The sequence below is a fragment of the Pseudomonas sp. 9.2(2024) genome (genome assembly GCF_039695385.1).
In the GTDB taxonomy this organism is placed as follows: domain Bacteria; phylum Pseudomonadota; class Gammaproteobacteria; order Pseudomonadales; family Pseudomonadaceae; genus Aquipseudomonas; species Aquipseudomonas paraglycinae.
In genome coordinates this window covers 847,743-865,168 of sequence record NZ_CP155585.1, presented here as the reverse complement: position 1 = coordinate 865,168, position 17,426 = coordinate 847,743, and the positions used below count along the sequence as shown (strand labels likewise).

At 60.4% G+C, this 17,426-nt stretch carries 14 protein-coding genes and 2 tRNA genes; 4 read left to right on the top strand and 12 right to left on the bottom strand.

The window, feature by feature from the left end; translation table 11 throughout:
- The 5 genes from ABFB52_RS03815 to rnr all read right to left on the bottom strand — a co-directional run bounded on the left by ABFB52_RS03815 (nucleotide 1) and on the right by rnr (nucleotide 5,317).
- Entirely contained in the window at nucleotides 1–891 is an 891-nt protein-coding gene (locus tag ABFB52_RS03815) for a hypothetical protein (protein WP_039766674.1), read from the bottom strand.
- Nucleotides 892–927: 36 nt separating this feature from the next.
- Nucleotides 928–1,158: a 30S ribosomal protein S18 gene (gene rpsR, locus ABFB52_RS03810; RefSeq protein ID WP_002551829.1), complete on the bottom strand. Its 231-nt coding sequence runs from the start codon at nucleotides 1,156–1,158 to the stop codon at nucleotides 928–930.
- A 28-nt stretch (nucleotides 1,159–1,186) separates the two neighbouring features.
- The gene (rpsF, locus tag ABFB52_RS03805; protein ID WP_007950702.1) at nucleotides 1,187–1,615 is read right to left on the bottom strand and encodes a 30S ribosomal protein S6; all 429 of its coding nucleotides are present in this window, start codon (nucleotides 1,613–1,615) and stop codon (nucleotides 1,187–1,189) included.
- Between the two features lie 307 nt (nucleotides 1,616–1,922).
- On the bottom strand, nucleotides 1,923–2,690 hold the full coding sequence (gene rlmB, locus ABFB52_RS03800) for a 23S rRNA (guanosine(2251)-2'-O)-methyltransferase RlmB (RefSeq protein ID WP_007950704.1): 768 nt from the start codon (nucleotides 2,688–2,690) through the stop codon (nucleotides 1,923–1,925).
- Complete coding sequence (gene rnr / locus ABFB52_RS03795) at nucleotides 2,687–5,317, bottom strand: ribonuclease R (RefSeq protein ID WP_102716970.1); 2,631 nt, start codon at nucleotides 5,315–5,317, stop codon at nucleotides 2,687–2,689. Before rnr ends, rlmB begins: the two co-directional genes overlap by 4 nt.
- Before the next feature lie 225 nt (nucleotides 5,318–5,542).
- Between rnr and ABFB52_RS03790 the strand changes: the two genes are divergently transcribed.
- From ABFB52_RS03790 to ABFB52_RS03775, 4 genes are all read left to right on the top strand, one after another.
- A tRNA-Leu gene (locus ABFB52_RS03790) sits at nucleotides 5,543–5,629 on the top strand.
- A gap of 182 nt (nucleotides 5,630–5,811) precedes the next feature.
- Nucleotides 5,812–5,898 (top strand) — tRNA-Leu (locus ABFB52_RS03785).
- A gap of 192 nt (nucleotides 5,899–6,090) precedes the next feature.
- A complete protein-coding gene (locus ABFB52_RS03780) occupies nucleotides 6,091–7,101 on the top strand; it encodes an extracellular solute-binding protein (protein ID WP_085746511.1) in 1,011 nt (336 codons plus the stop codon).
- Nucleotides 7,101–8,666, top strand: coding sequence for an iron ABC transporter permease (locus ABFB52_RS03775; RefSeq protein ID WP_085746510.1), 1,566 nt, complete (start codon nucleotides 7,101–7,103; stop codon nucleotides 8,664–8,666). Before ABFB52_RS03780 ends, ABFB52_RS03775 begins: the two co-directional genes overlap by 1 nt.
- A 41-nt stretch (nucleotides 8,667–8,707) precedes the next feature.
- Here the strand turns inward: ABFB52_RS03775 and ABFB52_RS03770 are convergent, their stop codons facing one another.
- The 7 genes from ABFB52_RS03770 to hfq form a co-directional block, all read right to left on the bottom strand.
- Nucleotides 8,708–10,642 (bottom strand): methyl-accepting chemotaxis protein, encoded by a 1,935-nt coding sequence (locus ABFB52_RS03770; protein WP_102686853.1) that lies wholly within the window; start codon nucleotides 10,640–10,642, stop codon nucleotides 8,708–8,710.
- 140 nt (nucleotides 10,643–10,782) lie between these two features.
- Nucleotides 10,783–12,072: an adenylosuccinate synthase gene (locus ABFB52_RS03765; protein WP_085711159.1), complete on the bottom strand. Its 1,290-nt coding sequence runs from the start codon at nucleotides 12,070–12,072 to the stop codon at nucleotides 10,783–10,785.
- 54 nt (nucleotides 12,073–12,126) lie between these two features.
- Nucleotides 12,127–13,314, bottom strand: a complete 1,188-nt coding sequence (locus tag ABFB52_RS03760) for an ATP phosphoribosyltransferase regulatory subunit (protein WP_085746509.1) — start codon at nucleotides 13,312–13,314, stop codon at nucleotides 12,127–12,129.
- Nucleotides 13,315–13,627: 313 nt separating this feature from the next.
- On the bottom strand, nucleotides 13,628–14,497 hold the full coding sequence (gene hflC / locus ABFB52_RS03755; protein WP_007950723.1) for a protease modulator HflC: 870 nt from the start codon (nucleotides 14,495–14,497) through the stop codon (nucleotides 13,628–13,630).
- Nucleotides 14,497–15,666 carry an FtsH protease activity modulator HflK gene (gene hflK / locus ABFB52_RS03750; protein ID WP_039766653.1) on the bottom strand — a complete coding sequence of 390 codons (1,170 nt, stop codon included), beginning with the start codon at nucleotides 15,664–15,666 and terminating at the stop codon, nucleotides 14,497–14,499. Before hflK ends, hflC begins: the two co-directional genes overlap by 1 nt.
- Before the next feature lie 96 nt (nucleotides 15,667–15,762).
- Entirely contained in the window at nucleotides 15,763–17,064 is a 1,302-nt protein-coding gene (gene hflX, locus ABFB52_RS03745) for a ribosome rescue GTPase HflX (RefSeq protein ID WP_007950725.1), read from the bottom strand.
- 12 nt (nucleotides 17,065–17,076) lie between these two features.
- Nucleotides 17,077–17,337: an RNA chaperone Hfq gene (hfq, locus tag ABFB52_RS03740; protein ID WP_007902656.1), complete on the bottom strand. Its 261-nt coding sequence runs from the start codon at nucleotides 17,335–17,337 to the stop codon at nucleotides 17,077–17,079.
- Nucleotides 17,338–17,426 lie beyond the last annotated feature (89 nt).

The window sequence follows — 17,426 nt, the reverse complement described above, 5'->3', positions numbered from 1 at the left end:
TTAACCTTCACCGTTCGCGTTATCGGTGTCTTTCGACACCCGACCGCGAAAATCAATCAGGCTGTCGACAATGGCCAGAACCACGAGCAACGGATAGATCAGCTGCATGAACAGCAACAGCGTCACGTACAACCCCACCAGCCAGAAACCGGCCAGTCGCCTTTGCGCCACCAGCCCGTGAATCAGGGCCAGCCCGGCGAACACCAGCGGTACACTGCACAACGGCGTCAACATGGCCATCTGTGCACCGAGATTCGGGCCCAGAAGCATCAACGCCAGCAGTAACATCGCCGGTCCCAGCGGGATCCGGATGGCGCGAAACTCGCGACCAAAACCACCCGGGTTGTACAACAACGCCTGCCAGTAACGCCCGACAATCAGGCTCAGCACGCTGACGATCTGCAACAAGGCCGCAATCAGGCCGGTCAGGACCGGTGCGATCAGCGACGCGAAACGCGCCTGCTCGTCTACCGACAATTGTTGGTAGGCATCACCGAGAAGCGCGGGCATGACCTTTACCAAGGCCTGCGCCAGCATCTCGATCTGGGGCGCAAACGCCGCCCCGAGCACCACTGAAAACACCAGCCCCATGGCTACGCTGACCAGCAGCGTGCGGACCCAGGACTCGCTTGCGCGCAACACCAGCGCAAGCCCCGAAGACCCCAGCAGCACCAGAAGTGCCCGTGGGTCATCGGCATACAACCACCATATCAATGCCGGCAGCAGTCCCAGCGACACGACGCCCAGGGCGTCGGTCAATCCGCGCCGCAGAAGCACCAGGCTCCCGGCGGCAGCACCCAACCAATACAACAACGGCAATGTTGCACACCCGGCCACTACGAGAGTGGCCTGCATACGGCCGCGCATGATGAACTCAGCTAAGGCACGCATGCATTCAATCCTTTGCTACTTGTCGACTGCCCGGTCTCAGCGGCCGTGGCTGTCGGTGTAGGCCAGCAGGGCCAGGAAGCGGGCGCGCTTGATAGCGGTGGCCAGCTGACGCTGATAACGAGCTTTGGTACCGGTGATGCGGCTTGGAACGATTTTGCCGGTCTCGGATACGTAGGCTTTCAGAGTGTTGAGATCTTTGTAATCGATCTCCTTCACGTCTTCAGCGGTGAAGCGGCAGAATTTACGACGACGGAAGAAACGTGCCATTTGATAGGCTCCTTAAAAGGTCCGTGGATTACTCGTCAGCGTTATCGCTGTTGTCGCTGTCGCTATCGCTGTCATCGCCATCGGCGCTGCCATCGTGCTCAGGACGTTCGCGACGCTCACGGCGCTCACTGCGGTTTTCTTCAGCCTTGAGCATCTCGGACTGGCCGGTAACGGCTTCGTCGCGACGGATGACCAGGTTACGGATCACAGCATCGTTGTAGCGGAAGTTGTCTTCCAGCTCGGCCAGGGCCTTGCCGGTGCACTCAACGTTCAGCATCACGTAGTGAGCCTTGTGAACATTGTTGATTGCGTAGGCCAGTTGACGACGGCCCCAGTCTTCCAGACGGTGGATTTTGCCGCCGTCTTCTTCGATCAGCTTGGTGTAACGCTCAACCATGCCGCCGACTTGCTCGCTCTGGTCAGGGTGGACCAGAAAGATGATTTCGTAATGACGCATGAATGCTCCTTACGGGTTGTAGCCTGCCGCTCAAAAACGGTCAGACAAGGAGTGAATGACACTTATGGACTTGCTGGCGCGGGGCACATGCATGCCTGCCGCCACAGCAAGGGGCGCAATTGTAGAGAAGGGACTGAAGAGGTGCAAGGCAATTGGTGATTATTTGAACAGTCACCAATCCGGGTCACCCCACAAAGCACTGTGGGAGCGAGCCAGCTCGCGATGGCGGCTTAACATCCAACAATGATGCTGAATGTAACTCCGCTTCGCGAGCAGGCTCGCTCCCACATTTTGAAAGGCGTGATGCTTAAGCTTTTTTGGCAGCTGCCTTGGCCTTCGCACCGCGTTGGCGCTGGGCTTCGAACAGGCACACGCCGGTCGCAACCGAGACGTTGAGACTGCTGACGCTACCAGCCATCGGCAGGTGTACCAGGTAATCGCAATGCTCGCGGGTCAGGCGACGCATGCCTTTGCCTTCTGCGCCCATGATCAGGATGGTCGGGCCGGTCAGGTCCTGGTCATAGATGCTGACCTCGGCCTCACCCGCCGTGCCGACAATCCACAACCCACGCTGCTGAAGCTTTTCCAGGGTGCGCGCAAGGTTGGTGACGGCCACCAGCGGAATCACTTCCGCCGCGCCGCAAGCCACTTTACGCACCACAGGGGTCAGGGTGGCCGACTTGTCTTTTGGCACGATGACCGCCAGCGCACCGGCAGCATCCGCCGAACGCAGGCAGGCGCCAAGGTTGTGCGGGTCGGTCACGCCGTCGAGCACCAGCAACAGCGGTGCGCCTTCGGTGCGATCGAGCAGCTCGTCGAGCATCGCTTCGCCCCAGACCTGGCTCGGACTGACGTCCGCCACCACGCCCTGGTGCACGCCTTCGACCCAGGCATCCATTTCACGGCGCTCGGCCTGACCGATCTGAACCCGGTTTTCGTTGGCCAGCTCGATCAGCGTCTGCACGCGCGGATCGTTGCGGCTTTCAGCCAGCCAGATCTGCTTGACGCGTTTAGGGTGGTGACGCAGCAACGCTTCTACCGCGTGAACGCCGTAGATTTTTTCCAACTGACTCATGACTTCGCCTTCGGTTTACGCGCCCCGCCACTTTTGGCTGGAGCGGAACCCGCTTTCGGCGGGCCTTTACGGTGTTTGCTCGGTTTGGCTGGCTTGCCGCCGGAGGCCTTTTCAGGCGCCGACCGTCCGGTCTTTCCCCCGGACGCCGCTTTACCACCGTTTTTGGCGTCGGCCAGCAAGGCCTTCTTCATTTCACGGCTTTTGCGCAGCTCGGCGTTTTTCGCCACGGCGTCGCTCGGGCGATAAGCCTCGGCAACCTTTTCCTTGGCCGGACGACGGCTGGTGGATTTTGCCGGAGCTTTTTCTTCCACAACCTTGGCTGCAGGAGCAGTCGTTTCGGCGCCACGCTTCTTGCGGCCGATCGGCGCGCTGATGGTTTTTTCAGCCATCTCGAAGTCTATCTTGCGCTCGTCGAGATCGACGCGCATCACGCGCACTTCAACGGTATCGCCAAGACGGAAGCTGCGACCGGTGCGCTCGCCCGCCAGGCGGTGATGCACAGGGTCGAAGTGGTAGTAGTCGCCCGGCAGCGCCGTAACGTGCACCAGACCTTCGACGTAGATATCGGTCAGCTCGACGAACAGGCCGAAACCGGTCACGGCGGTGATCACGCCCGGGAACGATTCGCCCACGCGGTCTTTCATGAACTCGCACTTGAGCCAGTTCACTACGTCGCGGGTCGCTTCATCGGCACGGCGCTCGCTCATCGAGCACTGCTCGCCGAGTTGCTCCAGCGCTGCTTCGTCGTACGGATAGATGCGCGCCTTCGGAATGGTCATCGCCCCGGCACGACGAACGTGCGGAGTATCCTGTTTCGAATGGATCACGCTGCGGATCGCCCGGTGCGTGAGCAGGTCCGGGTAACGACGGATCGGCGAGGTGAAGTGGGTATAGGCTTCGTAATTCAGGCCGAAGTGGCCTTCGTTCTGGGCGCTGTACACCGCTTGGCTCAGGGAGCGCAGCATCACGGTCTGGATCAGGTGGAAATCCGGGCGGTCCTTGATGCTGGCCAACAGGGCCTGATAGTCCTTCGGCGATGGACCATCCTTGCCTTTGTGCAGGGACAGACCGAGCTCACCGAGGAACGCGCGCAGTTTTTCCAGACGCTCCGGTGGCGGGCCATCGTGGACGCGGTACAGCGCAGGGATTTCGTGCTTCTTCAGGAATTCGGCGGTGGCCACGTTGGCCGCCAGCATGCATTCCTCGATCAGCTTGTGTGCATCGTTACGGGTGGTCGGACGGATTTCGGCAATCTTGCGCTCGGAACCGAAGATGATCCGGGTTTCCTGCGTTTCGAAATCGATCGCGCCACGCACGTGACGGGCAGCCAGCAATACCTTGTACAGCGCGTAGAGCTGTTTGAGGTGCGGCAAGACGTCGGTGTATTCACCGCGCAGCTTGCGACCTTCGGTAGCCTTCGGCGTTTCCAGCATCGCGCTGACCTTGTTGTAGGTCAGACGAGCGTGGGAATGGATCACCGCTTCATAGAAGCAGTAGTCGGTCATTTCGCCGGACTTGGAGATGGTCATCTCGCAAACCATGGCCAGACGATCGACATGTGGATTCAGCGAGCACAGGCCGTTGGAGAGCTGCTCCGGCAGCATCGGCACCACGCGCTCGGGGAAGTACACCGAGTTGCCGCGCACCTGGGCTTCATTGTCCAGAGCCGAACCGATCTTCACGTAGCTGGAAACGTCGGCAATCGCCACGTACAACTTCCAGCCGCCGGAGAACAGGCGCAGTTTGCCTGGTTTGGCTTCGCAGTAGACCGCGTCGTCGAAGTCGCGGGCATCTTCGCCGTCGATGGTGACGAACGGCAGATGGCGCAGGTCGACGCGCTTCTCTTTATCTTTCTCTTCAACTTCCGGCTTGAGCTTGCCGGCTTCCTTCAGAACGGCTTCAGGCCAGACGTGGGGAATGTCGTAGGTACGCAGGGCGACATCGATTTCCATGCCCGGCGCCATGTAGTTGCCGACGACTTCGATCACGTCACCTTGCGGCTGGAAGCGCGGGGTCGGCCAGTGGGTGATTTTCACCTCGACGAACTGACCGATCTGGGCGTTGGCGTTGCGGCCCGGGGTGACCAGCACTTCCTGCTGGATCTTCGGGTTGTCCGCAACGACGAAGCCGATACCGCCTTCTTCGAAGTAACGGCCGACGATGCTCTCGTGGGCACGGGACACCACTTCGACGATCACGCCTTCGCGACGACCGCGACGGTCCAGGCCGGACACACGGGCCAGGGCACGGTCGCCATCGAACACCAGACGCATTTGCGCCGGACTCATGAACAGGTCGTCGGAGCCGTCATCCGGCACCAGGAAGCCGAAACCGTCGCGGTGACCGCTGATGCGGCCGAGGATCAGGTCGAGCTTGTCCACCGGCGCATACGTGCCACGGCGGGTGTAGATCAGTTGAGCGTCGCGCTCCATGGCGCGCAGGCGGCGGCGCAGGGCTTCGATCTGGTCTTCTGTGGTCAGACCAAACTCTTCGACCAGTTGCTCGCGGGCAGCAGGCGAACCCCGATCAGCAAGGTGCTGAAGGATCAGTTCGCGGCTGGGAATAGGGTTTTCATATTTTTCCGCTTCACGAGCGGCCTCGGGATCGAGGGACTGCCAATCGGCCATTAGAGAGTTTTCACCTTGTCTATATGCGGGTTAGTTTGGCATAGGCGCCATCAAACGGGAAATTTCCGACTATATAAGGCGCGTCTGGAGCCTTGTATCGACGCTTGGAGGGCGTTTTGAACACCGCTGGTAAAAAAAATCATTTTTTTTGCTGGCAGGGGTTTACAGTTAAAAAGGCGCTCCGTATAGTGCGCGCCATCGACGACGTACACACGTTGACGAGATGCCCAGGTGGTGAAATTGGTAGACACGCCAGCTTCAGGTGCTGGTGACCTTACGGTCGTGGAAGTTCGAGTCTTCTCCTGGGCACCAATTTCGAGTTTGAGACTAGATCAGTTTCAAGACTCACACAAAAACCCGCGGAAGCGGGTTTTTTGCATTCTGCGCCCCGCCTTTTTTCTGAAAATGATTTATTAAAATCAAATCAGGGGTTTACAGATCAAAAGGCGCTCCGTATAGTGCGCCACATCAACAGCGGCAACGCTGAAGATGAAGCCCAGATGGTGAAATTGGTAGACACGCCAGCTTCAGGTGCTGGTGACCTTACGGTCGTGGAAGTTCGAGTCTTCTTCTGGGCACCAATTCAAATTCAAGGTCACGATCTTGAATCTCACAAAAACCCGCGAAAGCGGGTTTTTGCGTTTCCGGGGTCTGGAAAAGTCTGAGCCCCAACGCCTACCAGACCAACCCCCTCCCCGCAAGGCGCACTTGAGAAACAATATCGTTTATCATTGTTGCAAGTTTTTGCAATGCGACAGTGAGGAACCCTGCGAATGATGTTTCGAAATACCCTGCGCCGCGGCTTGACCTTCACCCTGCTCGGCCTGGCACTCGCCACCCCCCTCACCCAGGCTGCCGACGCGGTTTCCCTGACTCTCTATAACGGTCAACACAAGGAAGTCGGCGACGCGATCGCCAAAGCCTTCGAAGCCAAGACCGGCATTCACGTCAATGTCCGCAAGGGCAGCAGCAATCAGCTGGCCAGCCAGATCATCGAAGAAGGCGACCGCTCCCCCGCCGACGTCATCTACACCGAAGAATCCCCGCCGCTGAACAACCTCGGCGAGCAAGGCCTGCTGGCCAAGGCCGACGACGCGACCCTCGCCGTTCTGCCGAAAGAATACGTCGCCGGTAACGGCACCTGGATCGGCGTCACCGCCAGGGTTCGTGTAGTGGCCTTCAACCCGAAACTGGTCGATGAAAAGGATTTGCCGAAATCGGTACTGGATTTCGCCGACCCGCAGTGGCAAGGCAAGGTCGGTTTCGTACCGACCAGCGGCGCGTTCCAGGAACAGGCTGTCGCCATCATCAAGAAACACGGCCGCGAAGCCGCCGAAGAATGGCTGACCGGTCTGCGCGCCTTCGGCAAGACCTACAGCAACAACATGGTCGCCCTCAAGGCTGTGGAAAACGGCGAAGTCGCCACCGTGCTGGTGAACAACTATTACTGGTTCGCCCTGCAACGGGAAAAAGGCCAGCTTGATTCGAAACTGCATTACTTCACCGGCGGTGACGTTGGCGGCCTGATCACCGTGTCCAGCGCAGCCGTGCTGAAATCCAGCAAACATCCAAAAGAAGCCCAGCAATTCCTCGCCTACATGGCCAGCGAAGAAGGCCAGCGCGTGATCACCCAGACCACCGCCGAATACCCGCTGCATAAAGGCATGGAATCGGATCGCGGCCTCAAACCTTTCAGTGAACTGGAAGCGCCGGACGTCACGCCGGCCGATCTCGGTAATGCCGAAGAAGCTTTGGAGCTGGAACGCGAAGTTGGCCTGAACTGATGACCGCATCGTTATCCGCCCCCGCTACACGCGGGGGTTACGTGCCACGGCGCAAGCGGCCGTCGATCTGGCTGGTGCTGCCGGTGTTGTTGCTGGTGGTCATGAGCCTGTTGCCGCTGGCCTATGTCGGGCTCAAAGCCTGGCAAGCAGGCTGGTCCGAGGCGCTGCACTTGCTGTGGCGCCCGTATGTGTTCAGCCTGCTGCGCAACACGCTGGCGCTGATGGTTGGCGTAACCGTGACCTGTGGCGTGATCGGCCTGTCACTGGCGTGGTTGCTGGAGCGCAGCAATCTGCCGGGCCGACGGCTGTGGGGCGTGATTCTTTGCCTGCCGTTCGCGGTGCCGGCATTTGTCAGCAGCTTCACCTGGGTTTCGCTCAGCGCGCAGTTCGAAGGCCTCGGCGGGGCAATCCTGGTGATGAGCCTGTCGAAGTACCCGCTGATCTTTCTGCCGGTGGCCGCCACACTGCGCAATCTTGATCCCTCCCTTGAAGAATCGGCACGGACGCTGGGCCAGAATCGCTGGGGCGTGTTTTTCCGCGTCACCCTGCCCCTGCTCTGGCCTTCGCTGCTGGCCGGCTCATTGCTGATCGCATTGCACATGCTGGTGGAATTCGGCGCACTGTCGATCATCGGCCTGCAAACCTTCACCACCGCGATCTATCAGCAATTCGAACTGGAATTCAGCAATGCCAACGCGGCAATGCTGTCGGCAGTGTTGCTGGCGCTGTGCCTGATGCTGTTGTGGCTGGAGTTGCGCGTGCGCGGCAAGGGCCGTCATGTGCGCACTGGCCAGGGCGCGGCGCGTCGGGCTGAACAAGTGCGACTCGGGCCTTGGGCGATTGCCGGTCAGCTGTATTGCCTGATGCTGGCGATTGTCGGCAGCGGGATTCCGCTGGGCATGCTGGCCTACTGGCTCGCCGTGGGGTCGTCAGCAGCCTTCCCGGTGGCAGCAATCACCGAAGCATTGCTGTCGTCACTGGCACTATCGCTGGGTGGCGCGGGATTGTGTCTGGTGCTGGCGGTACCGGTCGGACTGCTGGTGGTGCGCTATAAAGGTCAGCTGGCGATCTGGGCCGAGCGCCTGCCCTATCTGCTGCACGCCCTGCCGGGATTGGTGATCGCCCTGACGCTGGTGTATTTCGCCCTGCATTACGTGCCGGCGCTGTACCAGACCTCCGCGCTGTTGCTGATCGCTTATGCGCTGCTGTTTCTGCCGCTCGCTCAGGCGCCGATCCGCACGGCGTTGAACAAGGCGGCTCCGCAACTCGAAGAAGCCGCCCGCACTCTGGGCGCTTCTTCATTCACGGCGTTCTGTCGAGTGACCCTGCCGATCATCTTCCCGGCACTGGGTGCGGCGTTCGCTCTGGTGTTTCTGGATGCCATGAAAGAACTGACGGCGACACTGCTGTTGAGTCCGACGGGGCTCAACACATTAGCGACCGAAGTCTGGGCGCACACCGCGAATGTCGAGTTCGCAGCCGCAGCGCCCTATGCGGCGTTGTTGATTGTGGTGTCGGGATTGCCGGTGTATCTGCTGACGACCCGGATGTATTTAAGCCGATAGAAAAATCGCAGCCGAGGCTGCGATTTTTTTTGCCCGCGAGATCAGGCCCGGAACTGCCCCAGACTCGCCTTGAGCTGCGCCGCCAGACCATCCAGCACCTTGCCGCTGGCCGTGGTCTCGACCACCGCCTGCGCAGCTTTCTCTGCCTGGGCATGAATCGTCTCGACCCGCCCACGCACGGCCTGCGCGCCCTGCGCCTGATGGGCCGCTGCCTGAGTTGCCAGGCCAATCGCCGCATGCACCTGCTCGACCGACGCCTGCACCGATTGCTGCAACCGTGCGCTGTCACGCAGCACCAGCAAACCTTCGCTGGCCTGACGCCCGGCCTGACCGATCGCCTCGACCGCCTCACGGGCACCCTGCTGCAGCGCCACGATATGCGCCTGAATGTCGCCCGTGGAGCTTTGGGTCTTGCTCGCCAACGCGCGGACTTCATCCGCCACCACTGCAAACCCGCGACCGGTCTCGCCGGCCCGGGCCGCTTCGATGGCCGCGTTGAGCGCCAGCAGGTTGGTCTGCTCGGCGATGCCGTGAATCACGGTCAGCACCACTTCGATCTGCTCGCTCTGCTGCGCCAGCCGCTCGATGACTTTCGCCCCGGTATCGACCTGCCCCGCCAGCGCCTCGATCAGGCTGCCGACCTTGGCCGAAGTGCGAGTGTTCTCGTCGGTGGCCTGGCGAATATCCACCACCTGCTTCAACGCAGCCTGCATCGCATGGCTTTCCGATTGAGCTTCATCGGCCATTTGCGACAGGGCCCGCAGACTTTCGGCCACTTCATCACGCTGCATCCCGGCCGCCGCATCGGCACCGGCATTGCGCAAGGTCATCGCACCGATTTCCACACCGGTACGCTGAGCCACATCCCCGGCCTCGCGCACGATCGGCTGCAACTTGTCCACAAAGCGGTTGACCGCCGACGCCATGTCGCCGATTTCGTCCTTGCTGTTGATCTGCACGCGTTTGGTCAGATCGCCCTCACCTGCTGCCAGATCATCCATGGCGGCGTTGAGCATCTTCAGGCGATTGACCACTCGATGACCGAGCACCACCGCCAGCAGCAACAGCACCCCGGCACCGACCAGCGCCAGGCCCATGCCGATACGCCAGCGCAGAGTTGCTGCTGCGTCCTGCACTGTACTGGTGGTGTTGGCCTTCATTTCAGCAGCCGTGGATTGCGCCGATTGCAGGCGCGCGCGCATGGCGGTGGCGCTGTCGGCAGCAGCGCCTTTGAGGCTGTCACCGACCAGTTGATCGCTGCTGGCAATCAACGCCGTGAAGCGCTGATCGAGCGCCGCCAGATCGGTTTCGACCGAAGCAGTCGAGACACCCATCAGCACCTTGCCGATTTCCACGCCATTGGGGTTGATCGAGGCTTCGAGGTAGTAGACCGACGGATCGTTCTTCGCCGCATCCAGCACTTTATCCAGCGCCCGCTCACCCTGGCCTTTTTCCAAAAGGGCCTTGTTGATCGGGTTTTCGCGGTTGAGGTAGCGGGTCAGATGCTGGCCGGTGGCGTCGTCATACACCACGAACAGCACGTTGGGATTGCGCTGGGCCCGGCGGGCGAACTCGGACAAGGTCGGCACGTCGCTGTCCCACATGGCGCGAGGCGCCACCGAGGCCAGCAACTGGGCCATGTCATTGGCCGAATCCTTCAGGTCTTTTTCCAGAGTCGCACGCAGTTGCGCCTGCTCTTCCTTCAGACGCGAGGAAAGACCGGCGGTAAGACGCTGACGGGTACTCGAGGAGAGGTTGTCGAGGCTCGACGTGACTTCGCGCCCGGCCTGCTCCAGTTCACCGGACAACTTCTGGCTGTCGGCGCCCAGACGAGAGCCGAGATCGGCTTCCAGCGCGGTGACGGTGCTCCGCGTCAGGGCGACGGCCACCAGCACTTGCACCAAAAGGGCGATACCAAGGGTAACGAACACAGGCCGCAACAGACGGCTTTGTAACAGTGAGAGAACGGCTGACACTTTGAATCCCTCTACTTCTGACGCCATTAATTTGATGGCACTCTTGTAGACAGAATCACAGCAAAGGTCATGCCGTCCAACAGGCATAAACGACAAAGGCCCCGATGAAGGGGCCTTTGTGTTTTTACATCAACGACTTATCAAGCGAACGGATGGCGCAGAACGATGGTTTCGTTGCGATCCGGACCCGTCGAAATAATGTCGATCGGCGCGCCGATCAACTCTTCAACGCGTTTGATGTAGGCACGAGCGTTGGCCGGCAGCTCTTCCAGGGTTTTGGCACCCACGGTCGATTCGGTCCAGCCCGGCACTTCTTCGTACACAGGCTGCAGGCCTACGTAGCTGTCAGCGTCAGTTGGAGCAACGGCGTTGCCTTGTGCATCTTTGTAGCCGGTGCAGATGTTGATGGTTTCCAGGCCGTCAAGTACGTCCAGCTTGGTCAGGCAGATGCCCGAGATGCTGTTCACATCGATAGCGCGACGCAGGATAACGGCGTCGAACCAGCCGCAACGACGGGCACGGCCGGTGGTAGCGCCGAACTCGTGACCTTGCTTGGCCAGGTGCGCGCCGACTTCGTCGAACAGCTCAGTCGGGAATGGACCCGAACCTACGCGAGTGGTGTAAGCCTTGGTGATGCCCAGGATGTAGTCCAGGAACATCGGGCCAACACCCGAACCGGTCGCCACGCCACCGGCGGTGGTGTTGGAGCTGGTCACGTACGGGTAGGTACCGTGGTCGATGTCGAGCAACGAACCTTGGGCGCCTTCGAACATGATGTCTTTGCCGGCGCGACGCAGGTCGTGCAGCTCGGCAGTCACGTCCAGCATCAGCGGCTTGAGCAGCTCGGCGTATTCCTTGCACTCGGCCAGAGTCTTTTCGAACTCGATGGCAGGCTCTTTGTAGTAACCGACCAGCATGAAGTTGTGGTAGTCCACCAGTTCACGCAGCTTGTCTTCAAAGCGCGGCATGTTGAGCAGATCGCCAACACGCAGGCCGCGACGTGCAACCTTGTCTTCGTAAGCCGGGCCGATGCCGCGACCGGTCGTACCGATCTTCAGCTCGCCGCGGGCCTTTTCACGGGCCTGGTCCAGTGCCACGTGGAAGGACAGGATCAACGGGCAGGAAGGGCTGATGCGCAGGCGCTCGCGCACCGGTACGCCTTTCTCTTCCAGCTTGGTGATCTCGCGCAGCAGGGCGTCGGGTGCAACCACCACGCCGTTGCCGATCAGGCACTGCACGCCTTCGCGCAGCACGCCCGACGGGATCAGGTGCAAGACGGTTTTTTCACCATCGATCACCAGAGTGTGACCGGCGTTGTGGCCACCCTGGTAGCGCACTACGGCGGCAGCATGTTCGGTCAGCAGATCAACGATCTTGCCTTTGCCCTCATCACCCCATTGGGTGCCCAGGACTACGACATTCTTACCCATAACACTTGTCCTCATTCGCGCAAACTTGGTGCCGGCTTCAGCCGGCAGGAAAACTCAAGAAGCCAGTGGCGATACTTGCCAAAGCCCGTTCTGCTGGATCAATTGCCGGTCGCAGTCCGCATCACGGGCGGCGGCCAAAGGTTGTCCAGGCAATGCCTGAACGACACGCTGACCCTCACTGCGCAACTGGCAAACCTGCTGCCAGAGTGCCGCATCCGTACTGTCAGGCATCCAGATACCGCCAGACGGTAGCTCGATCTCAGCACGCCCCAGGGTCACCAGGGTTTTCAAATCGGTGGAGAAGCCGGTGGCCGGACGGGCGCGACCGAAGTCGGCGCCGATGTCGTCGTAACGACCGCCCTGAGCGATGGACTGGCCAACGCCCGGCACGAACACCGCGAACACCACACCGGTGTGGTAGTGGTAACCGCGCAACTCGCCCAGATCGAAGTACAGCGGCAGCTCAGGGAAGCGCGCCGACAGACGCTCGGCGATCGCCAGCAAGTCTTCCAGTGCCGCCAGTACCGGCGCCGGCGCATTGGCCAGACGCTCGCGGGCAGCGCTCAGTACTTCACGGCCGCCGCACAGGTCGACCAGCGCGCGTAACATGCCGGACAGATCGGCCGGCAGGCCTTCGGTCAGGGTAATGACCTCGTCGATGGCCTTGCGTTGCAACGCGTCGAACAACTGCTGCTCGACCTCACCCGACAGACCGGCCGCCTGGGCCAGACCGCGGTAGATGCCGACATGCCCGAGGTCCATGTGCACGTCCGGCACGTCGGCCAGCTGCAGCATGGCCAGCATCAGGCTGATGACTTCGACATCGCTGCTCGGGCTGGCATCGCCGTACAACTCGGCACCCAGCTGGATCGGGCTGCGCGAGGACGACAAGGCACGCGGCTGGGCATGCAGCACGCTGCCGGCGTAGCACAGACGGCTCGGGCCTTCGCGACGCAGGGTGTGCGCATCGATGCGCGCCACTTGCGGCGTGATGTCGGCACGGAATCCCATCTGCCGGCCCGATTGCGGGTCGATGACCTTGAAGGTACGCAGATCCAGGTCCTGGCCCGCGCCGGTCAGCAGGGATTCCAGGTACTCGATATGGGGAGTCACGACAAACTCGTAACCCCAGCTCTGGAACAGATCCAACACCTGACGACGCGCGACTTCAATGCGCGCCGCTTCCGGTGGCAGTACTTCTTCGATGCCATCTGGCAGCAGCCAGCGGTCTACCGTTGCCATTACGCCATTCCCCTTAGATCCGGGCGGCCAGCCCGAGGGCGAGCCTTGAGTGAAGCAGAAAATGACCGGCCCGTTCAAAACGCACGCGCATGAACGACGCGGCGAAAGGCCTGTTACCGGCTTCGCCCATCACTTTCCTCGAAAAACTGTCGGGCCATTCAACCCGATCTTCTGCAACAAAAACAGCAATCAAACGTGCAGACGCAAAAAAGCCGGGAATTTCCCGGCTGCCGCATCATACACACGTTTTCCCAAAGGATCACCCCGCCCGAGGTTTTAGCCGCCGGGCGGAATGATTCAGGTCAACGTCGTATCAAGGCTTGGACTTTTCCAGGTAACGGAAGAAGTCGCTGCTTGGGTCGAGGACCAGGACGTCGGATTTGTTCGCGAAGCTTTCACGGTAGGCACGCAGGCTACGGTAGAAACCGTAGAACTCCTGATCCTGGCCGTAGGCCTTGGAGTAGATCGCAGCGGCCTGGGCGTCACCGTCACCGCGAATCTCTTCGGATTCACGATAGGCTTCAGCCAGCAGCACGCGGCGTTGACGATCGGCGTCGGCACGGATGCCTTCGGCCAGCTCGTTACCCTTGGCGCGGTGCTCGCGAGCTTCACGCTCACGCTCGGTGCTCATACGTTCGAACACGCTGCGGTTCACTTCTTTCGGCAGATCGATGGCCTTGACCCGGACATCGACCACTTCGATACCCAGCTCTTTCTCCGCCATCTTGTTCAGCGACGCGGTGATATCGGCCATCAGCGCATCGCGCTCACCGGATACCACTTCGTGCAGGGTGCGTTTACCAAACTGGTCACGCAGGCCCGATTCCAGGCGACGGGACAGACGCTCGTCGGCGATTTGCTTGAGGCCGGACGTTGCGGTGTAGAAGCGCTCGGCATCCTTCACGCGCCACTTGGCGTAGGCATCGACCATCACGGCTTTCTTTTCCAGCGTCAGGAAGCGTTGTGTCGGTGCATCCAGCGTCATCAGACGCGCGTCGAATTTACGCACCTGGTTAACGTAAGGAACCTTCACATGCAGACCCGGCTGAACGTCAGCCTGAACCACGCGACCGAATTGCAGCAACACCGCGCGCTCGGTCTGAGCAACGATGTAGAAGCAGTTCCAGCCAACCAGTACCACGACAACGCCAACGATCAGGGCGATCAGCGATTTATTGCTCATCAGCGGGTCTCCCTTGTGCGCGACTGCGGCACGTCAGTGACATGCGGCGTGACGTCCGTGTTGTTGCTGGCGGCAGCCGAACCGGTGACCGGTGCATTGCTGCCCGAACTGTTCTGAATCATCTTGTCCAGCGGCAGGTAAAGCAGGTTGCTCTGGCCGTTCTTGTTGCCGGTCACGAGAACCTTGCTGGTGCTGCTGAAGACTTCCTGCATGGTGTCCAGATATAGACGCTGACGAGTGACCTCGGGCGCCTTGCGATACTCGGCAACCAGCTTGGTGAAGCGATCCGCCTCACCCTTGGCCCGCGAGACCGTTTCGTCACGGTAACCGTTGGCATCTTCGAGGATGCGCTGGGCCTGACCACGGGCTTCCGGCACCACGCCGTTGGCGTAGGTTTCAGCCTGGTTGCGCGAACGCTGCTCGTCTTCACGGGCGCGGATCACGTCATCGAAAGCTTCCTGCACTTCACGCGGTGCCGCTGCGCTCTGTACGTTGACCTGGGTGACGGTGATACCGGTGCGATAGGTATCGAGGAAGCGTTGCAGACGCTCCTTGATCTCGCTGGCCATCAGCTCACGACCTTCGGTCAGCACCTGGTCCATCGCGGTGGAACCCACCACATGGCGCAGCGCACTGTCGGTCGCATGTTGCAGGCTGATTTCCGGCTGGTCGACGTTCAGCACGAAGTCCTGCAGGTTGCTGATCTTGTACTGCACGGTCAGCGGCACTTCGACGATGTTCTCGTCTTCGGTCAGCATCTGGCCCTGCTTGGTGTAGGCACGCTCACGCGTGACGTTCTCCATGTACTTCTTGTCGATCGGCGGGAAGTAGATGTTCAGGCCGGGACCGACAGTCTCGTAGTACTTGCCGAAGCGCAGCACCACGGCTTGCTCCTGCTCGTCCACGACATATACCGCGCTATACAGCCAGACGGCCGCCAGCACGACAAGGCCGATGCCGAGCAGGCCGCCGAAGCCGCCGCTCTTGCCCGAGCCACCACCGTCATCACCGCGTTTTTTTCCACCACCGAACAACCCGTTCAGGCTTTCCTGCAGCTTTCGGAAGGCCTCGTCGAGATCCGGCGGCCCCTTGCGGTCGCCGTTGTTGCGACGCTTGCCACCCCAAGGATCCTGATTGTTCGAGTTGCCACCCGGCTCATTCCAAGCCATAGCGCTCTCCATCTGATAAAGCAAAGACGCACCCACGGCGCGCCGACCAATGCTACAGAATGCCTGCCGTTGCGGCACAACCGCTTTGCCAGGCTTTTATTGCAAAGTGTGTTGCTCGATGAACTCCGTCGGCACAACGCCTTCACGACTCACCAGTCGATTGAGCTCCGAGCGTGGCAATCGAACGGCCAGCAAGCTGACCCCTTCTTCGTCGTGTTCTTCTTTCTGTACCGCGCCCAGTTCGAAGAACTGCGCACGCAGACGCGCGAACCGCTGAGGCAGGCGCAGGGTTCCCACGAACAGGTCGCTGCCCAACAACTCGGCAATCGCCTGCTCGAGCAATTCCAGACCGGTGCCATCACGCGCCGACAGCCAGACCCGCTGGGGCTTGCCGTTTTCATCGCGCTGGATTTGTGGCTCAACGCCTTCAAGCAAATCGAGTTTGTTATAGACCTCGAGGATCGGCAAGTCCTGGGCACCGATCTCGCCCAGCACCACCATCACCTGCTCGATCTGCAACATGCGATCCGGTTCGGCCGCATCGATCACGTGCAGCAGCAGATCGGAGTTGCTCGACTCTTCGAGCGTAGACCGAAATGCCTCGACCAGTTTGTGTGGCAAGTGGCGGATGAAACCCACGGTGTCGGCCAGGACAATCGGCCCCAGGTCGTCCAGATCCAGACGGCGCAGGGTCGGGTCGAGCGTGGCGAACAGCTGGTCAGCCGCGTACACGTCGGACTTGGTCACGTTATTGAACAGCGTGGACTTGCCGGCGTTGGTGTATCCCACCAGAGACACGGTAGGGATATCCGCACGCGAGCGGCCACGACGCGACTGTTCGCGCTGGCTGCGCACTTTTTCCAGACGGCCCTTGATCTGGCGCAGGCGAACCCGCAGCAGTCGCCGGTCGGTTTCGAGCTGGGTTTCACCCGGGCCGCGCATGCCGATACCACCACCTTGACGCTCAAGGTGAGTCCAGCCGCGAACCAGCCGGGTGCTCATGTGGTCAAGCTGGGCCAGTTCTACCTGGAGCTTGCCCTCATGGGTACGGGCGCGTTGGGCGAAAATATCGAGAATCAGACCGGTACGGTCGATCACGCGACACTCGAAAACACGTTCGAGGTTACGTTCCTGACTGGGCGTGAGGACGTGATTGAAGATCACCAGATCGGCTTCTTCGGCGTGGACCAGGTCGCGCAGTTCCTCGACCTTGCCGCTGCCAATCAGGTATTTGGCGGTTGGCCGATGACGCGGCACGTTAAAAAACGCAACGGTCTCGGCGCCAGCCGAATTTGCCAGTTCCTGAAACTCCTGCGGATCTTCGCGCGCCTCAGGGTCCTGTCCATCCAAGTGAACGAGGATGACTCGTTCACCACCACCGTGGCGCTCAAAGAACAAAGGAGACTCCTATCAGGCGTTACCTGGCTCAGCGTCACCTGCTTCGGATTCGGTTGCGCTTGGCAGACGAATTGGACGAACCGGCACGACTGTAGAGATAGCGTGTTTGTAAACCATCTGGCTGACGGTGTTCTTCAGCAGGATAACGAACTGGTCGAACGACTCGATCGTGCCTTGCAGTTTGATCCCGTTCACCAGGTAGATGGAAACCCCCACTTTCTCTTTACGTAAAGTATTCAAGTAAGGGTCTTGTAGCGAATGCCCTTTTGACATGTGCCGCACTCCTTTAAGGATTCAATATAAAAAATAGGTAAACAGATGGCTTTTGCCGCCACACCCCCAAGGATAGACGGCAATTGCAA